General features: G+C 40.7%; 16 protein-coding genes and 2 pseudogenes. 4 read left to right on the top strand and 14 right to left on the bottom strand.

The genetic code is table 11. The annotated features are described in order from the left end of the window. Nucleotides 1-81 precede the first annotated feature (81 nt). The 5 genes and pseudogenes from FTT87_RS10135 to FTT87_RS10115 form a co-directional block, all read right to left on the bottom strand. Nucleotides 82-1,956, bottom strand: coding sequence for a diguanylate cyclase (locus FTT87_RS10135; RefSeq protein ID WP_180082364.1), 1,875 nt, complete (start codon nucleotides 1,954-1,956; stop codon nucleotides 82-84). A 127-nt stretch (nucleotides 1,957-2,083) separates the two neighbouring features. After that, entirely contained in the window at nucleotides 2,084-2,422 is a 339-nt protein-coding gene (locus FTT87_RS10130; protein WP_086176864.1) for an FKBP-type peptidyl-prolyl cis-trans isomerase, read from the bottom strand. Between the two features lie 159 nt (nucleotides 2,423-2,581). Next, a pseudogene (locus tag FTT87_RS16245) lies at nucleotides 2,582-2,763 on the bottom strand (MgtC/SapB family protein); the annotation flags it as partial. 88 nt (nucleotides 2,764-2,851) lie between these two features. Then, nucleotides 2,852-3,382, bottom strand: coding sequence for a YaeQ family protein (locus FTT87_RS10120; protein ID WP_180082366.1), 531 nt, complete (start codon nucleotides 3,380-3,382; stop codon nucleotides 2,852-2,854). A gap of 63 nt (nucleotides 3,383-3,445) precedes the next feature. Next, nucleotides 3,446-4,456, bottom strand: coding sequence for a GTP-binding protein (locus FTT87_RS10115; RefSeq protein WP_180082367.1), 1,011 nt, complete (start codon nucleotides 4,454-4,456; stop codon nucleotides 3,446-3,448). Between the two features lie 479 nt (nucleotides 4,457-4,935). On the opposite strand from FTT87_RS10115, the gene FTT87_RS10110 reads away from it, so the two are divergent. Next, the gene (locus FTT87_RS10110) at nucleotides 4,936-6,543 is read left to right on the top strand and encodes a bifunctional 3-(3-hydroxy-phenyl)propionate/3-hydroxycinnamic acid hydroxylase (protein ID WP_180174817.1); all 1,608 of its coding nucleotides are present in this window, start codon (nucleotides 4,936-4,938) and stop codon (nucleotides 6,541-6,543) included. 562 nt (nucleotides 6,544-7,105) lie between these two features. Here FTT87_RS10110 and FTT87_RS10105 read toward each other — a convergent pair. The 9 genes and pseudogenes from FTT87_RS10105 to FTT87_RS10065 form a co-directional block, all read right to left on the bottom strand. After that, nucleotides 7,106-7,722 (bottom strand): annotated as a pseudogene (locus FTT87_RS10105) (glutathione S-transferase family protein). Nucleotides 7,723-7,866: 144 nt separating this feature from the next. After that, nucleotides 7,867-8,760 carry a DNA-binding transcriptional regulator HcaR gene (gene hcaR, locus FTT87_RS10100; RefSeq protein ID WP_180174816.1) on the bottom strand — a complete coding sequence of 298 codons (894 nt, stop codon included), beginning with the start codon at nucleotides 8,758-8,760 and terminating at the stop codon, nucleotides 7,867-7,869. Between the two features lie 15 nt (nucleotides 8,761-8,775). Then, the gene (locus FTT87_RS10095) at nucleotides 8,776-9,969 is read right to left on the bottom strand and encodes an MFS transporter (protein ID WP_180174815.1); all 1,194 of its coding nucleotides are present in this window, start codon (nucleotides 9,967-9,969) and stop codon (nucleotides 8,776-8,778) included. Nucleotides 9,970-9,996: 27 nt separating this feature from the next. Beyond that, nucleotides 9,997-10,560, bottom strand: a complete 564-nt coding sequence (locus FTT87_RS10090) for a TetR/AcrR family transcriptional regulator (RefSeq protein WP_086195969.1) — start codon at nucleotides 10,558-10,560, stop codon at nucleotides 9,997-9,999. A gap of 147 nt (nucleotides 10,561-10,707) precedes the next feature. After that, nucleotides 10,708-11,229 carry an acyl-CoA thioesterase gene (locus FTT87_RS10085; RefSeq protein WP_086174788.1) on the bottom strand — a complete coding sequence of 174 codons (522 nt, stop codon included), beginning with the start codon at nucleotides 11,227-11,229 and terminating at the stop codon, nucleotides 10,708-10,710. 365 nt (nucleotides 11,230-11,594) lie between these two features. Beyond that, nucleotides 11,595-11,792 (bottom strand): hypothetical protein, encoded by a 198-nt coding sequence (locus tag FTT87_RS10080; protein WP_171263187.1) that lies wholly within the window; start codon nucleotides 11,790-11,792, stop codon nucleotides 11,595-11,597. Between the two features lie 315 nt (nucleotides 11,793-12,107). Then, nucleotides 12,108-13,100: a patatin-like phospholipase family protein gene (locus FTT87_RS10075; RefSeq protein ID WP_180174814.1), complete on the bottom strand. Its 993-nt coding sequence runs from the start codon at nucleotides 13,098-13,100 to the stop codon at nucleotides 12,108-12,110. A gap of 320 nt (nucleotides 13,101-13,420) precedes the next feature. After that, nucleotides 13,421-14,710 carry a DcaP family trimeric outer membrane transporter gene (locus FTT87_RS10070; protein ID WP_180174813.1) on the bottom strand — a complete coding sequence of 430 codons (1,290 nt, stop codon included), beginning with the start codon at nucleotides 14,708-14,710 and terminating at the stop codon, nucleotides 13,421-13,423. Between the two features lie 659 nt (nucleotides 14,711-15,369). Next, nucleotides 15,370-16,587: a multidrug effflux MFS transporter gene (locus tag FTT87_RS10065; RefSeq protein WP_180174812.1), complete on the bottom strand. Its 1,218-nt coding sequence runs from the start codon at nucleotides 16,585-16,587 to the stop codon at nucleotides 15,370-15,372. 135 nt (nucleotides 16,588-16,722) lie between these two features. Between FTT87_RS10065 and yccS the strand changes: the two genes are divergently transcribed. The 3 genes from yccS (at nucleotide 16,723) to FTT87_RS10050 (ending at nucleotide 22,346) form a co-directional block, all read left to right on the top strand. Further along, a complete protein-coding gene (yccS, locus tag FTT87_RS10060; protein ID WP_180174811.1) occupies nucleotides 16,723-18,897 on the top strand; it encodes a YccS family putative transporter in 2,175 nt (724 codons plus the stop codon). 85 nt (nucleotides 18,898-18,982) lie between these two features. Further along, a complete protein-coding gene (locus FTT87_RS10055) occupies nucleotides 18,983-19,543 on the top strand; it encodes a YcxB family protein (protein WP_086195974.1) in 561 nt (186 codons plus the stop codon). A gap of 166 nt (nucleotides 19,544-19,709) precedes the next feature. Continuing rightward, nucleotides 19,710-22,346, top strand: coding sequence for a sulfite reductase flavoprotein subunit alpha (locus tag FTT87_RS10050; protein ID WP_180174810.1), 2,637 nt, complete (start codon nucleotides 19,710-19,712; stop codon nucleotides 22,344-22,346). Nucleotides 22,347-22,356 lie beyond the last annotated feature (10 nt).

Genomic DNA, 22,356 nt, shown 5'->3' with positions numbered 1-22,356 from the left:
ATCATACTTTAACTGGCATGCCTGCTTTTTATTTTAGTCAAAAGAGCTAAAAAAAAAGCTTAAATATCCACAAAATTTAAACTAAGTTCCAGAGGGCTGATATTGATCCCGTCCGGCATCCTTGGCTGCATAAAGCTGGATATCGGCAGCTTTCATCAGTTCATGAATATCGCTATAGGGATGATTTCGATCCATCCATGCCACACCCATACTTAAAGTCACATACTGTTTTTGATCAGGCCGGTTTAAATGTTCAAATTGAGCATCTCTGACTGCATTTAAAACCTGCTGCAACACATTCAAGACCACTTGACTCGGAATATTATGCAAAATAATGGCAAACTCTTCCCCACCGTAGCGGGCAACATAAGCAGATTCAGGCAAGGCCTGCTGGATCAGCTTGACCAAATCTTGCAAAATTACATCCCCCTTCAAATGCCCATAGTAATCATTATAGTTTTTAAAATAATCTACATCTAACATGGCAAATGCCAGACTATAATGGGTATGATTTTGTGTCAGGGTAAATAATCGCTGAATTTCAGCATTTAAAGCCCGCCGGTTAAAAGCCCCGGTTAATGCATCTATTTGAATTTGTCGCTCTAGCTTCTGGTTCAGTTGATGTAACTGTGAAGTGCGCTCCTGTACTTTATGATCCAGAGAACTATTCAGCTCAAGTAAGCTATTATTCAATTGCTCAATATGCGAGGTATGCTGTGCATAGTTTTTTGACTGCTGAAACATAATCAGCAAGGCATAGAAACTGGTTGAAATAAATGAAAGATTAAATGAATCGAGTAAATTTAAGGTCAACAAGAAATCATGAAAAAAGGTCACACATAATAAAATTATCGCCCATACATTGACGCTAGAATATTGCTCTTTTGATTTCAGGGTCAGATAAAAACCATAGCCAAAATTTACAATGACAATCGGGCTAATGACTGAACTATAAAAGGCAAACCGCTGAAAGATTTCAGGCACAGTAAACAAGGTCACCATCATACCCATGATCAGTATGCACATCGCCACACTGTAAACAATCGGATGCAGATAACGCCGACTGAGTAAAAACATATAACTGATAAAAAAAGTGACTGCCAGATAAGTAAACAGATATTCTAAACGCTCTCCCCATAACCAGCTGATATTGGTAAAGGTGGTATAGGCATAAGGGGCTGAAAATAAATTATGCAAGGCCAGAAACAGAATAAAAACACCAAACACAAAAACCCGGATACTGCTGCGATTAATCACTCCTTGGAATACTGAAAACATTAAGGTAAACATTCCAATACCCAAGACTGCTCCACACACCAGGCCAATACTCATCATCATCTGCTGGAACTGGCGACCAATGGTTGTACCTATGCCTATCCGCATCGGATTTTCAAGACCACCATGCTGAGGATCAAAATTGGATGCCTGAATGGTGATGGTGAAATACTCTTTTTCCACCACAAAAAAGGCAATTTTAGGTGCATTTTCCGTTTGATGATGGCTTGGGTCTTTTCCAACTTCTCCTAAACGCAGTATAAAATCACCATTCAAGAACATTTTATAAGCCCCATATTGATTGGGAATAAAAATGGCTATACGGCGCCCTACAAATTGCTTAGGTATTTTAAAATGGCCAATAAATGTGCCATAAGTCTGGTTAGTTCCAGTGATTTCTTTAAAAGAGACTGGCAAAGTTACGCTAGTCGATTTTAAAACTGAACTGGGTTGGGTGATGAATTGCTCAGGATAATACTGCCATGTCCCCTTAAGAGGCGTAGAGCTATCTTCAGTAAACTGAACATCATTCAAGAATTTTTGATGTAAATAATAAGATTCGGGTGCGGCTTCATAAAGTGCCCAGACCTGCTTCTGCCCCAGACCTATGCATAGACATATTGCTAGAAAAAGTTTTAAAAAATGAATTAATTTCTGAATTTTATACAAAAAGCGAATCATCCTTAAATACGCTTAGCTATTTCTTAATGTAGTGGTAAAAAAATAAAATTCAAACTATTTTTCACCTATCTGCAAGATTCATCCTTGTCTCTTGCAGAATATTTTTTAACCGATAATCAAGGCGCACTTAATCACGTGTTTTTACGTCAAATAGTTCAATTTCAAAAATAAGGTTTGAATTGGCAGGAATAATTTTACCCATTTTACGTTCACCATAAGCCAGGTGTGCCGGCACCATTAATTTACGTTTACCACCGACTTTCATGCCCATAATGCCCTGATCCCAGCCTTTAATCACACGACCGGTACCAATCACGGTTTCAAAGTAGTTGCCACGGTCAATGGATGAATCGAATTTGGTTCCATCTTCCAGCCAGCCGGTGTAATGGGTCGTAATCAGCGCACCTTTCACCGCTTCTTTACCTTCACCTACTTTTAAATCGATAATTTCTAATTCATTTATCATGATCATTTACCTAAACTGAGCAGCAATTTTTCAATGCCTAGTATAACCGGATTTGGCTGCATGCTTTAGAATTTAAGAGGTATCCGTTCTTAGCTGTATTTAAAAGCTGAGCTCATGGATATTTGAATCATTCAATAAATAAGCCGTCAATTTTTTATGATTTTCATCTTTAAAAATCACCCCTGCCCGGACAAATCCAGCCCGGTCAGAATATTGGCAGGAACTCAGATGACCATAATCATGGTTCGAAGGCCGGCCGATTTGCTACGATATTCTCGCTCTGCACCAATAATTACCCCAATACCGAGGGCAATCAGCAAACAATAGAGATCCGGATACATATATTTTCCCTTTATTCATTTTTATTGTTTTCAGGTATAGGCAATTTTGTGATCAGGATGCAAGCTTAAGCCTGCAACCTGTATCTATTTATTGTAATTGTTCCCACTCCACCACGACTTGAGCGTGATCCCCAATCAAGGTCCATTCACCATCCATAACATTTAGCTGTAACTGCATAGTACGCTCGCATAATTGTGGCAAGGCATCAGTAGTCGCAGTAGAGAGTTTCCACACTTCGACATTGCTTAAGGTTTTTAATTTGCTGTTGCGTTTGTACCATTCATCTACAGCTGAGCCATAAGTAACCACAGCCACCTGCTTACAACGCGCACTGGCCTTTTTCACCTTATCTTCATCCGGACAGCCCACTTCAATCCATTTAATCAGTTGGCCGGTCAGATCTTTTTGCCATAACGCCGGCTCATTAGTTTCAAACAAATCTTTGGTAAACTCCAGAGCATCATCAGCAAAACGCGCATAAGCCAAAATACGCACCATCAAACGTTCAATGGTTTCTGAAGGATGCAAAGCCATAGTGAGTTGATAATCACCATATTGATGGTCATCCATATTGGCAATATTCAAATCTGCCTTATAAATTGTTGCTTTTAGCGCCATAAAAGAGTCCTCAAATTTGGCGCCTAGCATATAAGATTTGGGCGTATTTTGCTGAAATGTTTTTTAATCCTGATCTGGATTAATCTGGCACTGAAACAGTTGCTGTTCAAATAACTGCCAGTCATGCGGATGCTGCACAATAATTTCAATACGGTTATCCACGCCTTCTTCTACAGACTGATAGTTAAACTGCTCGGGATTAAAATTGAAGGTTTTCCAGCCCTGGTTGGTATTAAAAATCCCTTTAATCCGCAGCCACTGTTGCTGTTCACACAGTAAATCCAGCAAGGCATAAAAGTCGAATTGCCAGCGCTTGGGCAATTTCCATCCCGCTACACTATAGCCTTGTGCAGTTTCAACATAGTGATAAGGCAACTGTTTAATTTCTGGTAGAGGCTGTCCAGCTGAAAATGTTTTTTGGATTTTCAATAAAGGCTGAATTTTACGTCTGGTTCCCACATAAGGCAGGTCAATTTGTTGCAGAGGAATTTTATCTTGCCCACTCATCAGCCAGGTTTGCTGATAAGCCTGATATTCACGCTTTAATGCCTGCAAAGCCTGATCATCTGCAAAACTCATAGTATCCGCATGGGACACCACAATGATTTGTGCTGCTTTTAACTGATCGGCATATAAATTCTGCTTGCTCCAATCACTATCATGCAAACGGGAACCATCGACTACAGTCACCAAGGCACGCATGGCAATACTCGGCTGCCAGTGCGGTTCGGTCAGCTGTTCCAGCAATTGTGCAGGATGTCCTAGCCCTGTGGGTTCGATAAACAACCGGTCCGGTTTGCTTTCTGACAATAATCGCGACAAGGCAATCTGCATCGGTAACTGGCTGCTACAGCAAAGACAACCGCCCAATAGCTCTTTCACTTCATAGCCTTGGGTTTGCGGTAACAACTGCTGATCGACCCCAATTTGCCCAAACTCGTTCATCAACACCGCCCAGACCTCATTTTCTGGCTTCTGACTGAGCAAATGTTGAAGCAAGGTGGTTTTTCCAGCCCCTAAAAAACCAGAAATAATATGAGTCGGTACAGCTTGAGTAGGAGAAATCAGTTTCAAAATCAACTCGCTTTCAGATAGATATAATCAGTTCATCAGTGAGCACAACTCACCCACCCATACGGATCATGATGATGCTCACTTTCATTTTTTCCGTACTGTATAGTAAAGCATCCAATTTATTTTGAATCCGTCATCATTCAATTTTTATTTTTTGACGTTTTTAAAATCTCACTGCAAATCATTCACTCCATGCTGTTGCATGCAAAGCAAGATTAAGTCAAAAAGCGGAATGAGGTAAACTCTTGCGCTTTTTATGTTTAGCAAATATTTATATATGATAGAAAAAAATGATCATTAAGCCCGAAAACCATATAGTAGACAATTTAAATAAATATTTATTTTCAATATCTTATATAATAATATGTATTTCCGCTGTTTTGTTTTCATTCAACATATCTACTATGGCATAGCTTGTTTAGACCCTCAAATTCACCGTTAATACGCTTAAATGTGAATTGATTGAATGGGCATTCGCTATGAGCAACAAAACAAATTACACCACTGAAGTGGCAATCTTGGGCGCAGGCCCTGTGGGTTTGACTATTGCGAACTATTTAAGTAAACAAGGCATTCAGGTCACTGTAATCGAACAACTGGACAGTTTGATTGATTACCCGCGTGCGATTGGTATTGATGATGAAGCATTGCGTACTATTCAGTCACTTGGCTTAGTGAATCAAGTTTTACCGCATACCACACCAAATCATGCCATGCGTTTCTTGACGCCTAAAGGTCGCTGTTTTGCTGACATTCAGCCACTCACCCGCGAATTCGGTTTCTCACGCCGTAATGCTTTTATTCAGCCTCAGGTCGATAATGTCTTGCTGCAAGGCTTAAAGCAATATGAAAACACTCAAGTACTGTTTTCACGTCAACTGGGCGAATTTAGCCAAGATGCCAACGGCGTAACGCTTAAAATTCAAGATAAAAACCAGAAAGAAGAAATTGTTCAGGCAAAATATTTAATTGCATGTGATGGCGGTAACTCAATTGTACGTCGTACTTTAAATATTGGTTTTGATGGTAAAACCGCACCAAACCAATGGATTGTAATTGACATTGAAAATGATCCTTTGGCAACACCGCATATTTATCTATGCTGCGACCCGGTACGTCCGTATGTATCTGCTGCCCTGCCTCATGGTATTCGCCGTTTCGAATTCATGGTGATGCCAGGTGAAACTCAAGAAGAGTTAAGCAAACCGGAAAATATTGCCAAATTGCTGTCTAAAGTATTGCCTAATGCTGAAAATATCGAAGTAATCCGTCAGCGTGTTTATACACATAATGCGCGTATTGCCGATAAATTCCGTGTTGACCGCATCCTACTTGCCGGTGATGCTGCACACATTATGCCAGTATGGCAAGGTCAGGGTTATAACAGCGGTATGCGCGATGCCTTTAACCTGGCCTGGAAAGTGGCATTGGTTGTTCAGGGCAAGGCGACTCCAGACCTGCTGGATTCTTACCAGATTGAACGTAAAGACCATGCTAAAGCTATGATCGATCTTTCAGTGATGGCCGGTCATGTACTTGCGCCACCGAAAAAATGGCAAGGTTTCGTGCGTGACGGTATTGCCTATGCATTGAATTACATCAAGCCAATTAAACAGTATTTGCTTGAAATGCGTTTTAAACCGATGCCGAAATATCATGACGGTGCTTTGCTGGCAGACGGCAAGAAAGAGTCTCCGGTCGGCAAGATGTTTATTCAACCGCAAGTGAAACTTGAGTCGGGTGAACAAGTTTTACTGGATGAAGTGATTGGCAACGACTTTGCGATCATTGCTTGGGGAGTCGATCCTCAATGGGGCATCTCGGATACCACCATGCAAGTCTGGAAAAAATTAGGCGTCAAATTTATTCAGGTCATTCCTGAAGTTCAGTTTGGCAATGAAAACCGCAAGAACATTGATGGCGTGATTACCATTGGCGATATCGGAACCGATATTCGCAGCTGGTTTGGTAAAACTTCAGAATCGGTGGTAATTCTACGTCCTGACCGTTTTGTGGCGGCCTTGGCGATTCCACAAACTCTGGATCACGTGAGCCAACAGCTGTTTAAAAAGCTGCATGTAAAATAATACAGATATAAAAACACATTGACTGAATCATATTCAGAGGCCTGACCACGCGAAAGCGTGGTCTTTTTTTATTTTTCACTCATATAAATCTTTAAATTTAAGGTCAATTATTAGACTTCTTCCATACATCATTTTAGAAACTAAAAATTGTTCGTAAAACCAAAATTAAAAAATAGATTTTAGTCAATATCAGATTCATGAGTGTGGCATGGATGCCCAACGTTTCCCATCCCTTACGCTACATTTTAAAGCAGTGCTTAAAACTGGCTCAGGATGTCGTGTATGGGAAATAAAAGGTTTTTCCTGCGGACTCACAATATATTTTGAGATCCTCATTTTGACCTTTCAAAAGTAGAGAGATTGCCTACGAGAAGGTAAAAAATTAAATCAATCAAATGAGGCAGTGCTGATTTAAAAAAATCGAATATTGAACATTTTTTGATTTATGCAAGAGATCTATTCAAGAGAGCTTCAAAATAAATCTATTCCTTTAACTCTTCAAAATCAGCTCAATCACTTTAATATCTTTAGCAATTTCAATTAAAAATTAACAGTAAAAATATTAAGCATTAATCTTCTGCAACCATGGCACACCTTTCATTGAATCACGCTGTGCCAGAAGCTGAATAAACGGCTTGAACTCATCCAGATAAGGCAATATTTTGAGAGAGATAGCAAAAATTACCCAATAACCCAGAAATAAATCTGCTGCTGAAATTTTATCACCCAGCAAATACGGATTTGCTTCTTGCATACCCTTTTTTAGCAATGCCAATACACTCTCTTCATGACCAAAGGTCAGGCTTCGTTTTCTTTGCTCAATTTGCTCGTCCGATACGCCTAGACCTTTTAAATCCATAAACTCAGTCAAAGGACCATGCGCAAAGAACATCCATTTCAGATATGCACCTCGCTTGGGGTCATCCAGGGCAGGCGCCAAACCTTTTTCCATATATTTATCTGCCAGATAAGTAAATATGGCCGCAACTTCAGAAATCACTACGCCCTGATCAACCAGACAGGGGACTTTTCCCATGGGATTAATAGTTAAATATTCAGCCTGATGCATATTTTCATATGGGCACGTTTATCTCTTCAATCTGGTCTTCTATACCCAGCTCTTTTTAATAAAAGCATCACGGTCATGCCACGCGACTGAGCATTGTTATACAGCTTCATCATTTTAATTCGACCTCTGTTGTTATTCTAATTTTTAAGTATAAAGCGCTTTGATTATTTGATGGTGATTATGTGATACATGCACTCTCCTTAACGATGCTTTTTATCGCCTTTAAAAGCATCGTGTGATATCAAACAATTATTTTAAAAGAAACCCATATAAAACTGTTCTTTCAAGATTTTTAAAATAAGTTCAATCAGCTCATTTTTTTGCCCTTTACGATAACTGGCATACAGGTTAATCATCGGTAAGGGCTCAATAGTATTTTTCACGATAATTTTATCGCCCAATAGCGGGATCACATAAGCCGGTACCAAACTCCAGCCGACCCCCATGCCGACTAAATTGACATTTAATAGAATATTGGTCGAGTGCTGGACGATGTTGACATCCAGTTTAGCCTGCTTAAAGAAATCGGTAATAATCTTGTGCAACTGCGGTGAAGCATCTTCATCACTAATAACAAAGTCCTGATGATTAAAACTTTTGATACTAATATGACGTTGCTCGGCAATAGGTGAATCCTTGGGCACGATTAAAGCCAGAGGCTCACTAAAAATCTGTACATGCTCCAGTTCATCCGATTCATCGACATAGCGGGTAAAGGCAATGTCAATATCACCTTTTTTTAAGGCTTTAAGTTGGTGGACATCGGTCAGGCTATGAAAGTTAATTTTGATGTCAGGGAAATGGGCCCGTATATTCGGCATGATATAGGGAAAAATTTTCATTTCTGCCACAGGGACAAAGCCAATATTCAACTGGTCTTTGCTCAAGTTGGCAATTTTCCGTGCAGCATCAATCGCTTTTTCTGCATGCTCCAAACTCAGCAGCGCTTCTTTCAGAAAGACTTTTCCTGCTTCAGTCAACTCAACTTTACGGTTGGATCGAACCAATAACTGAACACCCACCTCATGTTCCAGATCTTTAATCTGCTGGCTCAAAGATGGTTGCACCGTACACATGCGTTGTGCCGCCTTGGTAAAATTCAGTTCTTGTGCAACTGCAACAAAATAGCGTAAATGACGTAATTCCACGTGCCGGACCTCTCTTTATTTAGGTTGCTTCAGTGATGCCGAAACTGTGTATTTATAAACAAATAAAGTCAGCACAGTAATTACAGCACAGAATAAATAACTCAGTTGATAACCATAATAGGCAATCATCAATCCCAAAATGACTGAGCCGATTGCCATGCCCAAATCAAACAGGGTAAAGAATGTGGAAATTGCATGCCCCATACGCTGTTTTGGCACAGACTGAATAGCAATGGTTTGAAAACATGGAAACAGGGAGCCATAACCAATGCCAATAAATATAGCAGATAACCAGAGCAGCCATTGATTGGAGATAAAACTGACCACGACCAGGCCTATGGCAAAGAAAATAAAGGAAGGATAAATGACTGCACTGGCACCTTTACGGTCATAAATTTTGCCTACCCACGGCCGCACTACAATCATGGAAATGGCGAAGACAATAAAAAACAGGCTGGTATACGCGAGTAGAGCTTTAGATTCACTATAAGCGGTAATGAAACTCATAATGCTGGAATAGGCAAATGCAGTCAGCAAGGCAACAAAGCCAATCGGTATAGCACGTGTTTCAATAATATCATGCCAACCCAAACATTTTTTTTCTTGAGTCTCAGCCGTGAAGGCAACCTTATCCTGCTGTTGTACCGGAATGATTAAACAAAAAATAAAACCCAGACTGATCACAGCAGTTAATAGCGCAAATAGCATCTTAAAATCAGTAAACTGCAACACGGTCAAGGCAATTAAAGGCCCAAATACCACGGCAAGATTGGTCGACATGACAAAATAGCCCATGCCCTCGCCCTTACGCCGATCTGGAATAAAATCATTTGCTATGGGCACGGTGACCGTGGTTAATATGCTAAACCAGATGCCATGAATAAAACGGATCAACAATAAAGCCCACATACTGTCGGCAAATAAATAGCTAAAAGCAAACAGTACAAACAGCAATTCCGAGCCGCGGAAGGCTATTTTTTTGCCTAATTTTTCCACAATCAGTCCGGAAAATGGACGAACCGCAATTGAAGAAACCAGAAATAGGGTCAGTGCCAAACCTGCTTCCTTCACCGTCCCGCCTAGATCCTTCATGATATAAATCGGCAAGACAGTTAATAAGGCATAATAATAGGTAAATAAAAACAGGTTATTGCATAGACATAATATAAACGAGCGATTCCATAGACGCTCAGTGTTTGTTGCAGACATAATGACCAACTTAGCGGTAGCCTGGTGCTACTTTTGAACCAGAACAGGTTGCATCACCAAACGTACAAGATTGTGTATGTAAGTTTCATCTGGCATGCAATTAAAGAAAATAATCTGATAATGAATCGGCCCATACAGCGTATCCAGCATCAGTTCAAATGGATAATCGGCAATAATTTCATTACGCTCTATGGCAAGTTGAATCAACTTGCGTGTTTGCTCACGACGCGGTAATAAATACAGCCTGAAAAACTCACCGGCTGCTTCACGATGCTCGGCCATCACCACCAATAAAGCTCGCCCTAACGGATGATTTAGCGCGAGTGACAATTTTAACAGCTGCTGGTTCAGATTAACTTCCAGGCTCTGCTCGAAATCCAGATCAAAGACCGAAGCGGTGTGCTCTTTAAAGGCATCAAAGACCAGATCAGATTTATGCTTCCACCAGCGATAAATGGTCGACTTTCCTACCCCTGCCCGTGCAGCAATATCTTCAACAGTTAAATGACTGTAATCCTCATCTTCCAATGCAGCAGTCACTGCCTGCAAAATACATTGCTTACGACGCGAAGTTTTTTCTAGTTCAGTCATTCATCACCAAAAACGAAACGATACGTATCGTTTTATATTAGGCTAATTTTTGCCTGCTGTATAGTTCCAATCTTCCCGTTAAAATCAAAAAAGACCGCTTTAAAGCAGTCTTTTTAACATCAGCATTCAGTCTGTTTTAATACAGCATTAGCATTGCGAGGTTTTTTTATAAATACTGCATGAAGGATGATGGCTTTCTTGCAAGCGTGCCACTTTACGATGTTCAGCAGCCTCAAAACGGCAACGTTTCCAGTCATTGTCCAGCTTCAATGGCGGAATCTGTTTCGGTTGACCATTTTCATCTACAGCTACCATAGTGAAGTAACAACTATTGGTATGACGTACGGTACGTTTTTGAATGTTCTGCGCTTCTACGCGAATCCCGATTTCCATTGAGGTACGACCGACATGGTTGACACTGGCAAGAAAAGTAACGAGTTCACCCACATGAATCGGTTCTTTGAAATTTACTTTATCCACAGACAAAGTCACCACATAACTGCCTGAATAACGGCTAGCACATGCGTATGCGACCTGATCCAGTAATTTTAAAATTGTTCCGCCATGAACATTTCCTGAAAAGTTCGCCATATCAGGAGTCATTAAAACTGTCATGGTTAATTCAGACTGGTCATCTAATGCTGGAGCAATTTGATCTAATGGGGACATCGCGTTCTCTAGACTCTTTTACAGACAATAGTATAAGGAATGATTATATCGTTTTTCTATGAAATAAAATGTCGAAATTGCCAATAAACCCATCATTATTATTTATAGTGATTTTGGTATCATTCAAAAAAATATATATCAATTTTACCAACTCACTGAGATATAAACATTTTTCTTATAGCATGATTTTAATAGAATATTTGTTCTAAAAATTAAATTACAAAAAGATGACTATATATTTTAAAACATATCGTGTGATTATTACTTGAATACCTATGAATCAAACAAAATTTAAATCTATTTGGGCACAGGGCTAGTGTTTAACGTGTCATATCAGACCAGTTAAATCTCAGCTTAAACTAATATCAAGGTGTTACATTGCGCAGCATTTCTTTGGAAATATTGCCATAGCTCAATACATTTTGCTGGTCGAGCTGGGTCTCAACACTATAGGTACCATCAGTATTTTCTGAAATCACGGTAAATACCAGATTTTCCATACTCGCCATTTTAACTTTTTGACCTATGGCAAATTTTTCTATGTTCATACTACTGTTATGCATTTAACCATCCTTACAGAAATATGCTTTTATGACTTTAATAAACTCCAGTGTAGAGAATTTTTATTTACTGGTAAACTTAAATCATTGAACAAACACATATTATATAAAAATTGTATAATACAAAAGCTTTCATCACTTAGTTGATTTTATTGAATAATATCAATTGATTAGTTTATCTTTACAGTTAAATTCCATTCATCTTGATTGATTATCCCTCAAAACCTAAATAACGACAGACTAAAACCTAACAGCATTGCAATAATGAATCTGAGACTCTTAGGGATTCGGTTTCATCATTGCAATTGATTGAAGGACTTAATCCTGTGCGCTTAATTGCTGAATGCTATGACCAAATGGATAATGCTTCTGTTTCAATAAAGTGGTAATTTCATTTAACTGACTTTCTGTTGCATCTATTCCGGCTTGCATGGTCATTGCACGACCTTTTACATCAAATATATGCCCTTTTTCCCTTAAATCTGGCTGAATCACAATATCTGCATGCTTTAACTCTTCTTCAGCTAAACGGCTTTGCATGATATTAATATTTTGATTGAACATTCCCCAAACATTACTGGTTTCGGTATGCATTGGTTGCGCCAGAATATCCACAGCAATCACAATATCCGCCCCCAAATCACGTGCCACGCTTACAGGTACCGGGCTCACCAGACCGCCATCCACATATTCATCCGCACCAATTTTGGTCGGAATAAACATGCTGGGAATAGACACGGAAGCGCGTACCGCCTGTCCGGTATTACCATAATTAAAGACGACTTTTTTGCCTTGTTTTAATTCCGTTGCGACCACATACATCGGGATTTTTAATGCTTCTAAGGGCGTATTGTTGACTTGTTGATTGACATAATTTTCAACTTTTTGACCATCAAAAAAGCCTTTCATGTCCAGCTTTACATCACGCACATCATTGGCTTTCATACTTAAAGCAATATCACGCAGCTCTTCTGCTGTTTTACCACTGGCATAAATGGAACCCACAATACTGCCCGCACTGGTACCTACAATCAAATCCGGGTGTATCCCTTGCTGCTCTAGTACCTGAATGACCCCGATATGAGCATAGCCACGAGCGCCACCACTGCCCAGTACCAAGGCAACAATAGGACGGTTTTCCTGCTGTTTGAGTTTTTTAAAATTAATACGCTCTGCCCGAACTTGAGCATCTGCAGCAGGTGGCTCTGATAGTCCTGTCGAACCAACAGTAAGCTTAGGTTGGGCAACCGTTTGACAGGCTCCCAACCCCAATACTGCCAAAACAATAAAACTAAATTTGATATTGCTCATGAACCACCTAAAGATAAATAAAGCTGTTCGCAAAAAGGCGTATATTTTAAGAACGATCTATGTGTAACACTGTATTCTTTCGTAAAGTTATCCTTAAAAGCTCTCAGTTTTTAAAAGATCAGGGCTCATATATTTGCCACCTTCCTCTTAATATTATCTCATCTTTTGACCTTTTTTATAGCAGACGTTTACCCATAAAATCAGGGCTGATGATTCTCATACGAATGAGATCTTTTAGGTATTAACTGGAGATGAAAAATAATTTTTCAAATAAAAAAGAGGCGAACCAGTCGCCTCTTTTTTAAATTTCCACTTTTGAATTAGAAATTATATTTAGCCATTAAGCCTACACGGTTATCTTTATATGACTCGCCAGCAAATGTTTCACGCTTACCATTGATATATTCCACACCTAAATCAATTGGTGCAGCTGGTGAATAGATAATGTTCATCCAAGCTTGTTGCACTTTTTCATTTGCACCATCATTCAATCGTGCGTAATCATTACCATCATCCGCGAATACAGTGCCATAGGCTAAAGTCGAACGTAATTTTGGTGAAATCTTATAAGTTGCGCCGACTTGAACTGCATTAAACTCATTCTGCTCAATACTGTTATTTGCCGGATCTACAACATAAGCTGAATTGCTGCCATATAAATAGTTGCTGTTACCGACAACATGGGAAACATCGGCAGAAACTTTTAATGGTTCAGCAACTTGATAATTGACCCCTGCAGCTACACCCCAGCCAGTTTTGTCATCATCTGCTGTGGTTGATTTATAATTTTCAACCAAAGCGCGTGCAGATACAGAACCTTTACCATCTGCAAAACCTTGTACCAATTTAGCCGTTAAGTTAGGTACGCTATATTTAATGCCTGTTCCTGTACTATCTCCTTCTTCTGCAGACAAGAATAATTGGGTAGCAGGAGCCAGTTTAAGACCATAACGTACTTGTGGAACACGTGCTGTACCGCCACCTACGTTGGTATTCAAGTCGATCATTTCTGGTGCATGACTTGACAAGAAATTAGAAGTCGTTTGACCAAATAACCAGTCATTATAAGTCAAATAAGCATGACGAAGACGTAAGTTTTCTGACTTACTATTGTCATTACTTGCAAAGTCAACTTCAACTTTACCGCCAACTTTTGCATCGCCCACTGGCGCTGAGAAATCCAGCCCTAAACGACTCATTTTTCCGGTAGCACGTAATTTATCTTGTGTAGTGCCCGTACTAGTATGAGTATTATTGAAGTCGTTATCTGCACCCTCAATAATGTAGTTGGCATCACCACGAACAAAACCGTATAGGTTTACACTGGCGCCCGCTTTAGTTTTAAAGCCGGTTAATGCTGATTCAGACTTCGCTGCAGGTGCTGCTGCAAGTTGAACAGGCTGTGCCTTGACCTGCTCAATTTGAGTTTGCTGCTGTTGCTGCACTTGCTGTTGTTGTTGAATTAAAGATTTTAATGCTTCAACTTCTTGACGTAATTGTTGAATTTGTTTTTGTTCAGCTGTGCCGGCATGTGCTGTACTAACCATGACTGCTGTAACTGCCAATGCTAAACCTTTAGCAATAAATTTACCGTTACGTAATTGACTCATTCTTAAAATCTCCGATTTGTTAAATTTCGCATTCCATGCATTCAGTGATTTTTTAAAAACCCAATAAATCTATGAAAAAAATACCCTTCAAAAATTAATAAGCTTAAAAAACCATTGCATTTTCAGCTTCTGAGTACAGTAAAAAACTTAAAATATTATAATATTACAAATATGTGACATCCACATATCGTGCTAAATCTAGCAATTTTCAGACTTTATTAAAATCAGTTTTCCCGAACAGTGATTGAAAAATAATCTCATTTTCAGATCTAATAAAAAAATAATGTGGATATTCTTAGACTTAGAAAAATTCATCCTAAAGCCAAACAACCAGACATTCGACTAATGTATATAACTACCCAGCGCTAAAAAACTCATTTCAAAAGACATTTTTATAAATTTACAGCTCATTTCAGCATGTAAACGATGCCATAACTGCCCGCCATGCGGTACGGGCTTTTTGTATCAGACAGGTTGATCCATAAATCATTAAAACATTTTAACCGTGGCAAGCTGGGCACCCTTAAGAAAACCTTTGCCTAGTTATCCGGAAAAATGGATATTGCCGCGTTTATGGATAAATAAATAAATAAATAGCTTTAACTCAAACAGACCTTTAGCACGAATAAGTTTAAAGGTCTGTTTTGCTATGCAGATATTTAAATATTTAAACTTTTATCCTGCAATTGTCTGCTGAGCTGCAGAATTGCAAGCAAAGTCACAGCCACAAAGATCAACATCAGAATTCCCATATTGAGCAGTGAATTCCACATCAGAAAATTTAAAATCACGCCACCAAGCAAACCACAGGCAAACTGCATACTTCCCATAATCGCACTGGCTGTTCCCGCTTGCGCACCCTGTTCCGACATAGCCAAAGCCATCGCATTGGGACCCGTAAAACCAATTCCTGCCACTGCCCAGAACATGCCAATCAATACCAGCCATAGGGGACTATGACCGATTAAACCTGCACTGAATAAAATGCAGACCCCAAGCAACTGGATGATGCCGCCTATTTTCAGGCGACTCAGGACCGAAAATTGCTGGCCAAGTCTTTTATTGAGCGCAGATAACAGCATGATACCAAAGGCATTCAGCCCAAAAGCATAAGCAAATTGCTGTTGCGCTAATCCATAATGATCCATCAGCACAGCAGCAGATGAACTGATATAACAAAATAAAATGCCGCCAGAAAAACAACCAGCCAGCATTGGCCATTTAAAACTCGGGTCTTTAAAAATACTACCGTACAGCTGGATAATCTGGGCGACATTCAGCTTTAAACGGCGTTCAGGCGGCAAACTCTCTTTAAAGAAAAAGTGCACACAGAATAAACAGATCAGTCCGATCAAGGTTAAAAAGACAAAGACTGCATGCCAGCTAAAGAACGTCAATACCATTGCCCCGACACTCGGCGCGACAATCGGTGCAATCCCCATCACAATCATCATGCTGGCAAAGGCCTGTGCAGAAGCCTGCATATCCAGACGGTCACGAATGGCAGCCCGAGCAATCACCACCCCTACGCAGCCTCCAACAGCCTGTAAAATCCTTGCAGCAATTAAGCTCCATTCATTGCTGGCAAAAATACACAGCAGGCTTGCAACAACATACAGGGTTAATCCAAAATACAGTGGCGTTTTGCGCCCAATCCGGTCACTCAAAGGTCCATAGATCAGCTGCCCTAAAGCCAGTCCCAAAAAATAAGCCGGTAAAGTATTGGCTACCATTTGCGTACTGACGCCAAAATCCTGTGCCATTTGCGGCAAGGCTGGCAGGTACATATCAATAGAAAGTGGACCAAGTGAGGTCAATAAAGCCAGCAGCATGATCCATGCTGTGGAATACTGCCGTGTAGATTGCTGTACAGACATAACGATATTCAATTTTTAAATGGGGGCTTTAAAGACAAGCTTACACTGTACATAGTATTATTTTAAGGATTGAAAATGAAATTTCACATAATTTCATTCCTTGATGCATACATCCTTTAGTGATTAGGACATAACTTGAAATCTTGGCTGACGCGTCTTAAACAAGCGACTTATAACACCACCTTCATGTATAACCTGCGCATGATTATTGCATTTGCAGGTACCGCCTTTGTGCCCTATTTTATGGGACAACAGCTTTTTACCATTCCCTTGACCTTAGGGGTAGTGGCTGCCGGTTTAAGCGATATCGATGACCGCTTTTCAGTGCGGATCATGAACCTGATTTATACTTACATCGGTTTCTTTATTACCGCCGCCTCGATTTATTTTTTATTTCCTCATCCCGTTTTATTTGCCATAGGGCTGATTGTGTCCTGCATTGGCTGGATTCTGCTCGGCTCATTAGGACGGCGTTATGCGACCATTTCCTATGGCTGTCTGGTCATTTCAGTCTATTCAATGCTGGGGGTTGGACTGTTTGATCAATGGTATATGCAGGCCGGGCTGCTGGTTGCCGGTGCAATGTGGTATGGCCTGCTTTCTACCATCAGTTTTCTGCTATTTCCGGTTCGGCAGGTTCAGGACAAACTATCCCAGTGCTATTCATCACTGGGAGACTTTCTATTTGCTAAATCGAACCTGTTTGATGTTGACATGACGCCAGAAAGTTATCAGCAAAGCATGATTGAGCTGTCTTTGGAAAATGGCAAACTGGTCGGTATTTTCAATGAAATGAAAACTGCTCTGTTAACCCGATTAAAAGGTGACCGTGGACAAAAAGATACCCGTCGCAGCCTGCAATATTATTTTGTGGCTCAGGATATCCATGAACGTGCAGATTCAGCGCATATTGATTATCAAAAACTGGTCAAAGTTTTTGAACATAGTGACATTTTATTTCGCTTTCAACGCATTCTTTCTATTCAGGGTAAGGCCTGTAAAGACTTGGGTCACAGTATTTTAAATCGTGAAACCTATCAGCATAACAAGCGCTTTAAACATGCCTTTGCCAACTTAAAAATATCCCTGGAAAAACTCCGTGCCGAGCAGCAATACGATCAGGTTTGGGTCAATGCCTTATTTTCTCTTTATCAAAATTTAAAGTCGATTGATGCCCAGCTTCGCAACGTAGAAACAGAGCGGCATATTAAGTTAGATAAAAGCAAACATATTGAAAACCAGCTAAAAGATGATGATCTCAAAAGCTGGGATGATATTGTGATTCGGATCAAACAGCATTTAACACCAGAGTCGGTGCTGTTTAGACATGCAATTCGTGTCTCTATTGTCTTGTTTATTGGTTATATTTTTGTCCAGATTACCCAGATTCAATATGGCTACTGGATTCTATTAACGGCGCTTTTTGTCAGCCAACCCAATTTTAACGCCACCAAACGTCGCCTGCGTTTACGGATTGTTGGCACCTTGGTCGGCATTATTCTCGGCTATGCCATTTTGTATTTTATTCCTTCGATCGAAGGTCAATTATTACTGCTGATTTTAAGTGGTGTACTGTTCTTTGAATTACGCAGTAAGCAATATGCCCAGGCCACCGCCTTTATCACGATTTTGGCATTAATTAACTTTAACCTCGATGGATTGGGTTTCGCCGCAGCCCTCCCGCGCATGATTGATACCTTGATTGGCTGTGCCTTGGCTTGGTTTGGGGTAAGTTTTATCTTCCCCGACTGGAAATTCCGTCGTTTACCGCGCAATATCCGGCGTTCACTCAATGCTCAATGTGAATATTTGACCGAAGTGATTGAGCAGTACAAAAATGGCCGTAATAATGGTTTGAAATATCGTGTGGTACGTCGTGCTGCACATAATAACGATGCAGATGTGGCCTCACTGATTTCGACCCTAGCCACAGAACCTGATTTTGATCCGACACAAAAAAGCCAGGCTTTTGAATTTTTGTGCTTGAATCACACCCTGCTCAGCTATATTGCTGCACTGGGTGCACATCGTGAAAAAATTGCAGATCAGGAAGTCTTGCAGCTCCTCGATCAAGCGCTGGACGACATTCAAGGGGCATTGTTAAAAGATGAAGTGCCCGACCTGACGGCACAAAATATGCTGAATACCATACGCCAACGCTTAAGCCAAAATAATGAAGAGGATCAAAAATCTCTGATTGTGTTGCAGCAATTATCGTTGATGCTCAGTATTCTGAATCAGCTCAGTCGTTTAAAGCAAAGTCTAAGCCATGACCGTGATGAAAAAGCCACCGAATTAGCCTCATTATAAATAGGATGATTTTGGAACAATATACTCACTGAATTGGTATAAATAATGCTAAACTTTTTACAGTTCTAAATTTGTTATTTTCATTATGACCGCGAAAAATTTATACGCTTATACCTTACAGCCTGTGAACTATGAAATTTCCGAGGCTGAACAACGTCAAGCGCAACTTGCCATCTGGCGTAGCACCAATAAAATCGGCACCAAAGCCTGGATCATCATGGCAGCTGTTGCCCTACTTTCCATTGTCGGTATCATCTTGCTGAAAAACTATTCCACCATTTTCTGCTGGGTGGCTTTGGTCTGTGTGCTTGCATATTTCCTGATCCGTAAATTCGGCCTGGAATGGTATGTAAAACGCAAGATGAATGAATTTCCGGTACAGGAAATTAAAGGCATCCGTTTGGGTGTACAGCCTCACGGCATTATCATGCGTCAGCAAATGGGTGCACAGGAAGGTGTCGGTGCCATTGGCTGGAAAGATATTTATGAGTGGTATAATACCCCTGACTTTATGTTGATTAACTTCAAGGTTAAAGGTCAACAAGGTGCTTATATCTTGCCAAAGCGTATGGATTCAAAGAATTTTTCTTTCAAGACTATCCGCAAGCACTTGAATGAAACTGTGGGCGAAGCAAAACAGATTTAAACGCTACTGCAAGCTAGACATTAAAAAACCTCCAGACTGGGGGTTTTTTAATTCCGACAAAATTAAATGATAATGAGAATAAATATTACCTACAAAATCGATATCATTTTGGGAAAGTTCAGCTATAATTCAGGTTAATTCTGTTTCTCACCCTGTTTTTTCAGCTATGTTAAAAAAAATCTTTTTCCAGATTCACTGGTTTCTTGGTATTACTGCCGGGTTAATCCTCTCCATTATGGGGATAACTGGTGCCATTTATTCATATGAACAGCCTATCCAGAAATGGCTCAATCCGGCTAGCTATACCGTCCAGATTGAAAAACAAGATAAATTAACCCCTGCCGAACTGTATCAGCATTTTCAAAAAACTGATCCGGAAATGAAAATTAATAGCATCACCATAGCCAAAGACCCGACAGCATCTTCAAGCATTAATATTGTCAAAGAAGGTGCACGTAAAGGCTATACCATGATGATTAACCCTTACACAGCCGAAGTGTTACCTGAGATTAAAGGACGAGAATTTTTCAAGTTTATCGAGCAGTTGCATCGCAATTTAACCATTGGACCCGTCGGCAAGCAGATCACCGGGGCCTGTACCCTCATGCTGATCTTTTTTGTACTCAGTGGTCTATATCTGCGCTGGCCGAAAAAGCATTCTATTAAACAGTGGTTCATGCTTAAGCCACAACTGAAAGGTCGTAATTTCCTTTGGGACTTACATGCGGTTGTGGGTACCTGGGTGGTGATTTTCTTCCTGATTATCGCCTGTACCGGTTTAACCTGGTCTTATGGCTGGTGGCGTAGCGGCTTGTATACCGTGATGGGTGTTGAACAACCGCAAGCCAAGGGTGAAGCTGAAGCGCCAAAAGGTGGTGAAGCACGCGGTAACCGCGAGGGTTCGAGCGAAGCACTACCTAATACAGCTACAAGCAACCCTGAAAAAGCCGCTAAACCTCAGCGTGGTGAAAAACGCGAGAAAAAAGGCTTAAGCCCGGAACAGATCCATCTGGCTCTTAGTCAAAGCTGGAATGGCTTTAATGCTCAAGTGGACCGTGATTATTCAAGCATTACCCTGAATATCCCGAAAAAAGCCAATGGTGAACTTGAAATTAGCTTTGTCGATGCCATTCCGCAACACGAACGTGCACGCAACAAAGCCATATTTGATTATCAAGCATCTAGCATTAAAGAGATGGAACTTTACGAAAATAAAAAACTCAATGAAAAAATCATGAGTAGCATGCTGCCGGTGCACCGTGGTAGCTTCTTTGGTCCGGTTTACCAGTTCTTGGCTATGCTGGCTGCTCTGAGTATGCCATTGTTCTTTGTTACAGGCTGGATGCTCTACCTGAAACGTCGCAAACAGAAGAAACTGACCCAAGCTGCACGTCATGGCTTAACCGCGGTTAATATTGATGGTAATGTAAAACCCTGGCTGATTGTCTATGCGTCACAAACCGGTAAGGCAGAACAGCTGGCATGGCGTACAGCAACAAGCCTGCAACAGGCTCATCAGCCTGTGAGCGTAAAATCTGTACAACATTTAAGTCTGGATGATTTAAAAAATACCGAACAGGTTTTATTTGTAGCCAGTACTTACGGTATCGGTGAAGCACCTGATTTAGCATCGGGTTTTGCCAAAAAAATACTGCGCAAAAAAGCTGATTTAAGCCATCTGCACTATGCAGTATTGGCCTTGGGTTCTCACGAATATGCCGACACTTTCTGTCATTTTGGCCATGCAGTTGATAACTGGTTAAAACAGAACGGTGCGCAGCAGCTATTTAATATCATTGAAGTGGATAATGCCAATCAAGAGCAGATTCAGGCATGGAATAGCGCTTTAGCCAACGTGACTCAACATGAGTTACAAACCATGAATATCGAAAAAACCTTCGATCGCTGGACCTTAACCCAACGTGATCTGCTCAACCCGAACAGCCTCGGTGCCCCGGCCTTTAATATCGAGTTAAAGCCGGATCATGAAGTGAGCTGGCAAGCCGGTGATATCGCCGAGATTCAACCCGGTAACAGTGCTGAACGTATTGCCCAATTTATGCAAAAGCATCAAATTCAGCCGAACACTCAGGTCGATTCCTTAAATATAAATATTGAGCAGGCCTTATGGAACAAAGATTTGACCGGTGAAGTTGAACCTTTTGCCAATATGGATCATTTACTGGAGCAACTTCCGATGCTGCCTTCACGTGAATATTCCATTGCCAGTATTCCTTCACAGCAAGTTCTGCGTTTAGTGGTGCGCCAACAGTCCGATGCTCAAGGCCAATTGGGTCTGGGTTCAGGCTGGCTGACTCGGCATGCCCCGTTAAATAGCAAGATTGCGCTGCATATCCGTAACAATGAATCTTTCCACCTGATTGATGACAACCGTCCTATCATTTGTATTGGTAACGGTACCGGTCTTGCAGGATTAATGAGCTTGCTACATGCACGTATCCGTCAGAACTATACGCAAAACTGGCTGATCTTTGGTGAACGCCAGCGTGAACATGACTTCTTCTATCAGAGCACGATTGAAGCCTGGCAAACCACTGGCATGTTGCAACGCCTGGATTTGGCTTTCTCACGAGATCAGGCAGAAAAAGTCTATGTACATCATAAACTGCGTGAACAGGCACAGGAACTAAAAGCCTGGGTTAAGAATGGTGCGGTGATTTATGTGTGCGGTAGCATCAACGGTATGGCCAGCGATGTCGATCAGGCTTTAACCGACATTCTGGGTGAAGCTGTAGTTGACCAGCTACGCCAAGATGGACGTTATCGTCGTGATGTCTACTAATCATTGAAGT

This window comes from Acinetobacter sp. YH01022, from assembly GCF_013420235.1.
GTDB lineage: Bacteria > Pseudomonadota > Gammaproteobacteria > Pseudomonadales > Moraxellaceae > Acinetobacter.
The sequence above is the reverse complement of the archived record's forward strand: the minus strand, read 5'-3'. Positions and strand labels throughout refer to the sequence as shown.

Coding starts and splice junctions, on each gene's coding strand:
- FTT87_RS10135 (WP_180082364.1), bottom strand. CDS start 1,956: ATGATTCGCTTTTTGTATAAAATTCAGAAATTAATTCATTTTTTAAAA.
- FTT87_RS10130 (WP_086176864.1), bottom strand. CDS start 2,422: ATGATAAATGAATTAGAAATTATCGATTTAAAAGTAGGTGAAGGTAAA.
- FTT87_RS10120 (WP_180082366.1), bottom strand. CDS start 3,382: ATGGCGCTAAAAGCAACAATTTATAAGGCAGATTTGAATATTGCCAAT.
- FTT87_RS10110 (WP_180174817.1), top strand. CDS start 4,936: ATGAGCAACAAAACAAATTACACCACTGAAGTGGCAATCTTGGGCGCA.
- FTT87_RS10095 (WP_180174815.1), bottom strand. CDS start 9,969: ATGTCTGCAACAAACACTGAGCGTCTATGGAATCGCTCGTTTATATTA.
- FTT87_RS10090 (WP_086195969.1), bottom strand. CDS start 10,560: ATGACTGAACTAGAAAAAACTTCGCGTCGTAAGCAATGTATTTTGCAG.
- FTT87_RS10085 (WP_086174788.1), bottom strand. CDS start 11,229: ATGTCCCCATTAGATCAAATTGCTCCAGCATTAGATGACCAGTCTGAA.
- FTT87_RS10080 (WP_171263187.1), bottom strand. CDS start 11,792: ATGCATAACAGTAGTATGAACATAGAAAAATTTGCCATAGGTCAAAAA.
- FTT87_RS10075 (WP_180174814.1), bottom strand. CDS start 13,100: ATGAGCAATATCAAATTTAGTTTTATTGTTTTGGCAGTATTGGGGTTG.
- FTT87_RS10070 (WP_180174813.1), bottom strand. CDS start 14,710: ATGAGTCAATTACGTAACGGTAAATTTATTGCTAAAGGTTTAGCATTG.
- FTT87_RS10065 (WP_180174812.1), bottom strand. CDS start 16,587: ATGTCTGTACAGCAATCTACACGGCAGTATTCCACAGCATGGATCATG.
- FTT87_RS10055 (WP_086195974.1), top strand. CDS start 18,983: ATGACCGCGAAAAATTTATACGCTTATACCTTACAGCCTGTGAACTAT.
- FTT87_RS10050 (WP_180174810.1), top strand. CDS start 19,710: ATGTTAAAAAAAATCTTTTTCCAGATTCACTGGTTTCTTGGTATTACT.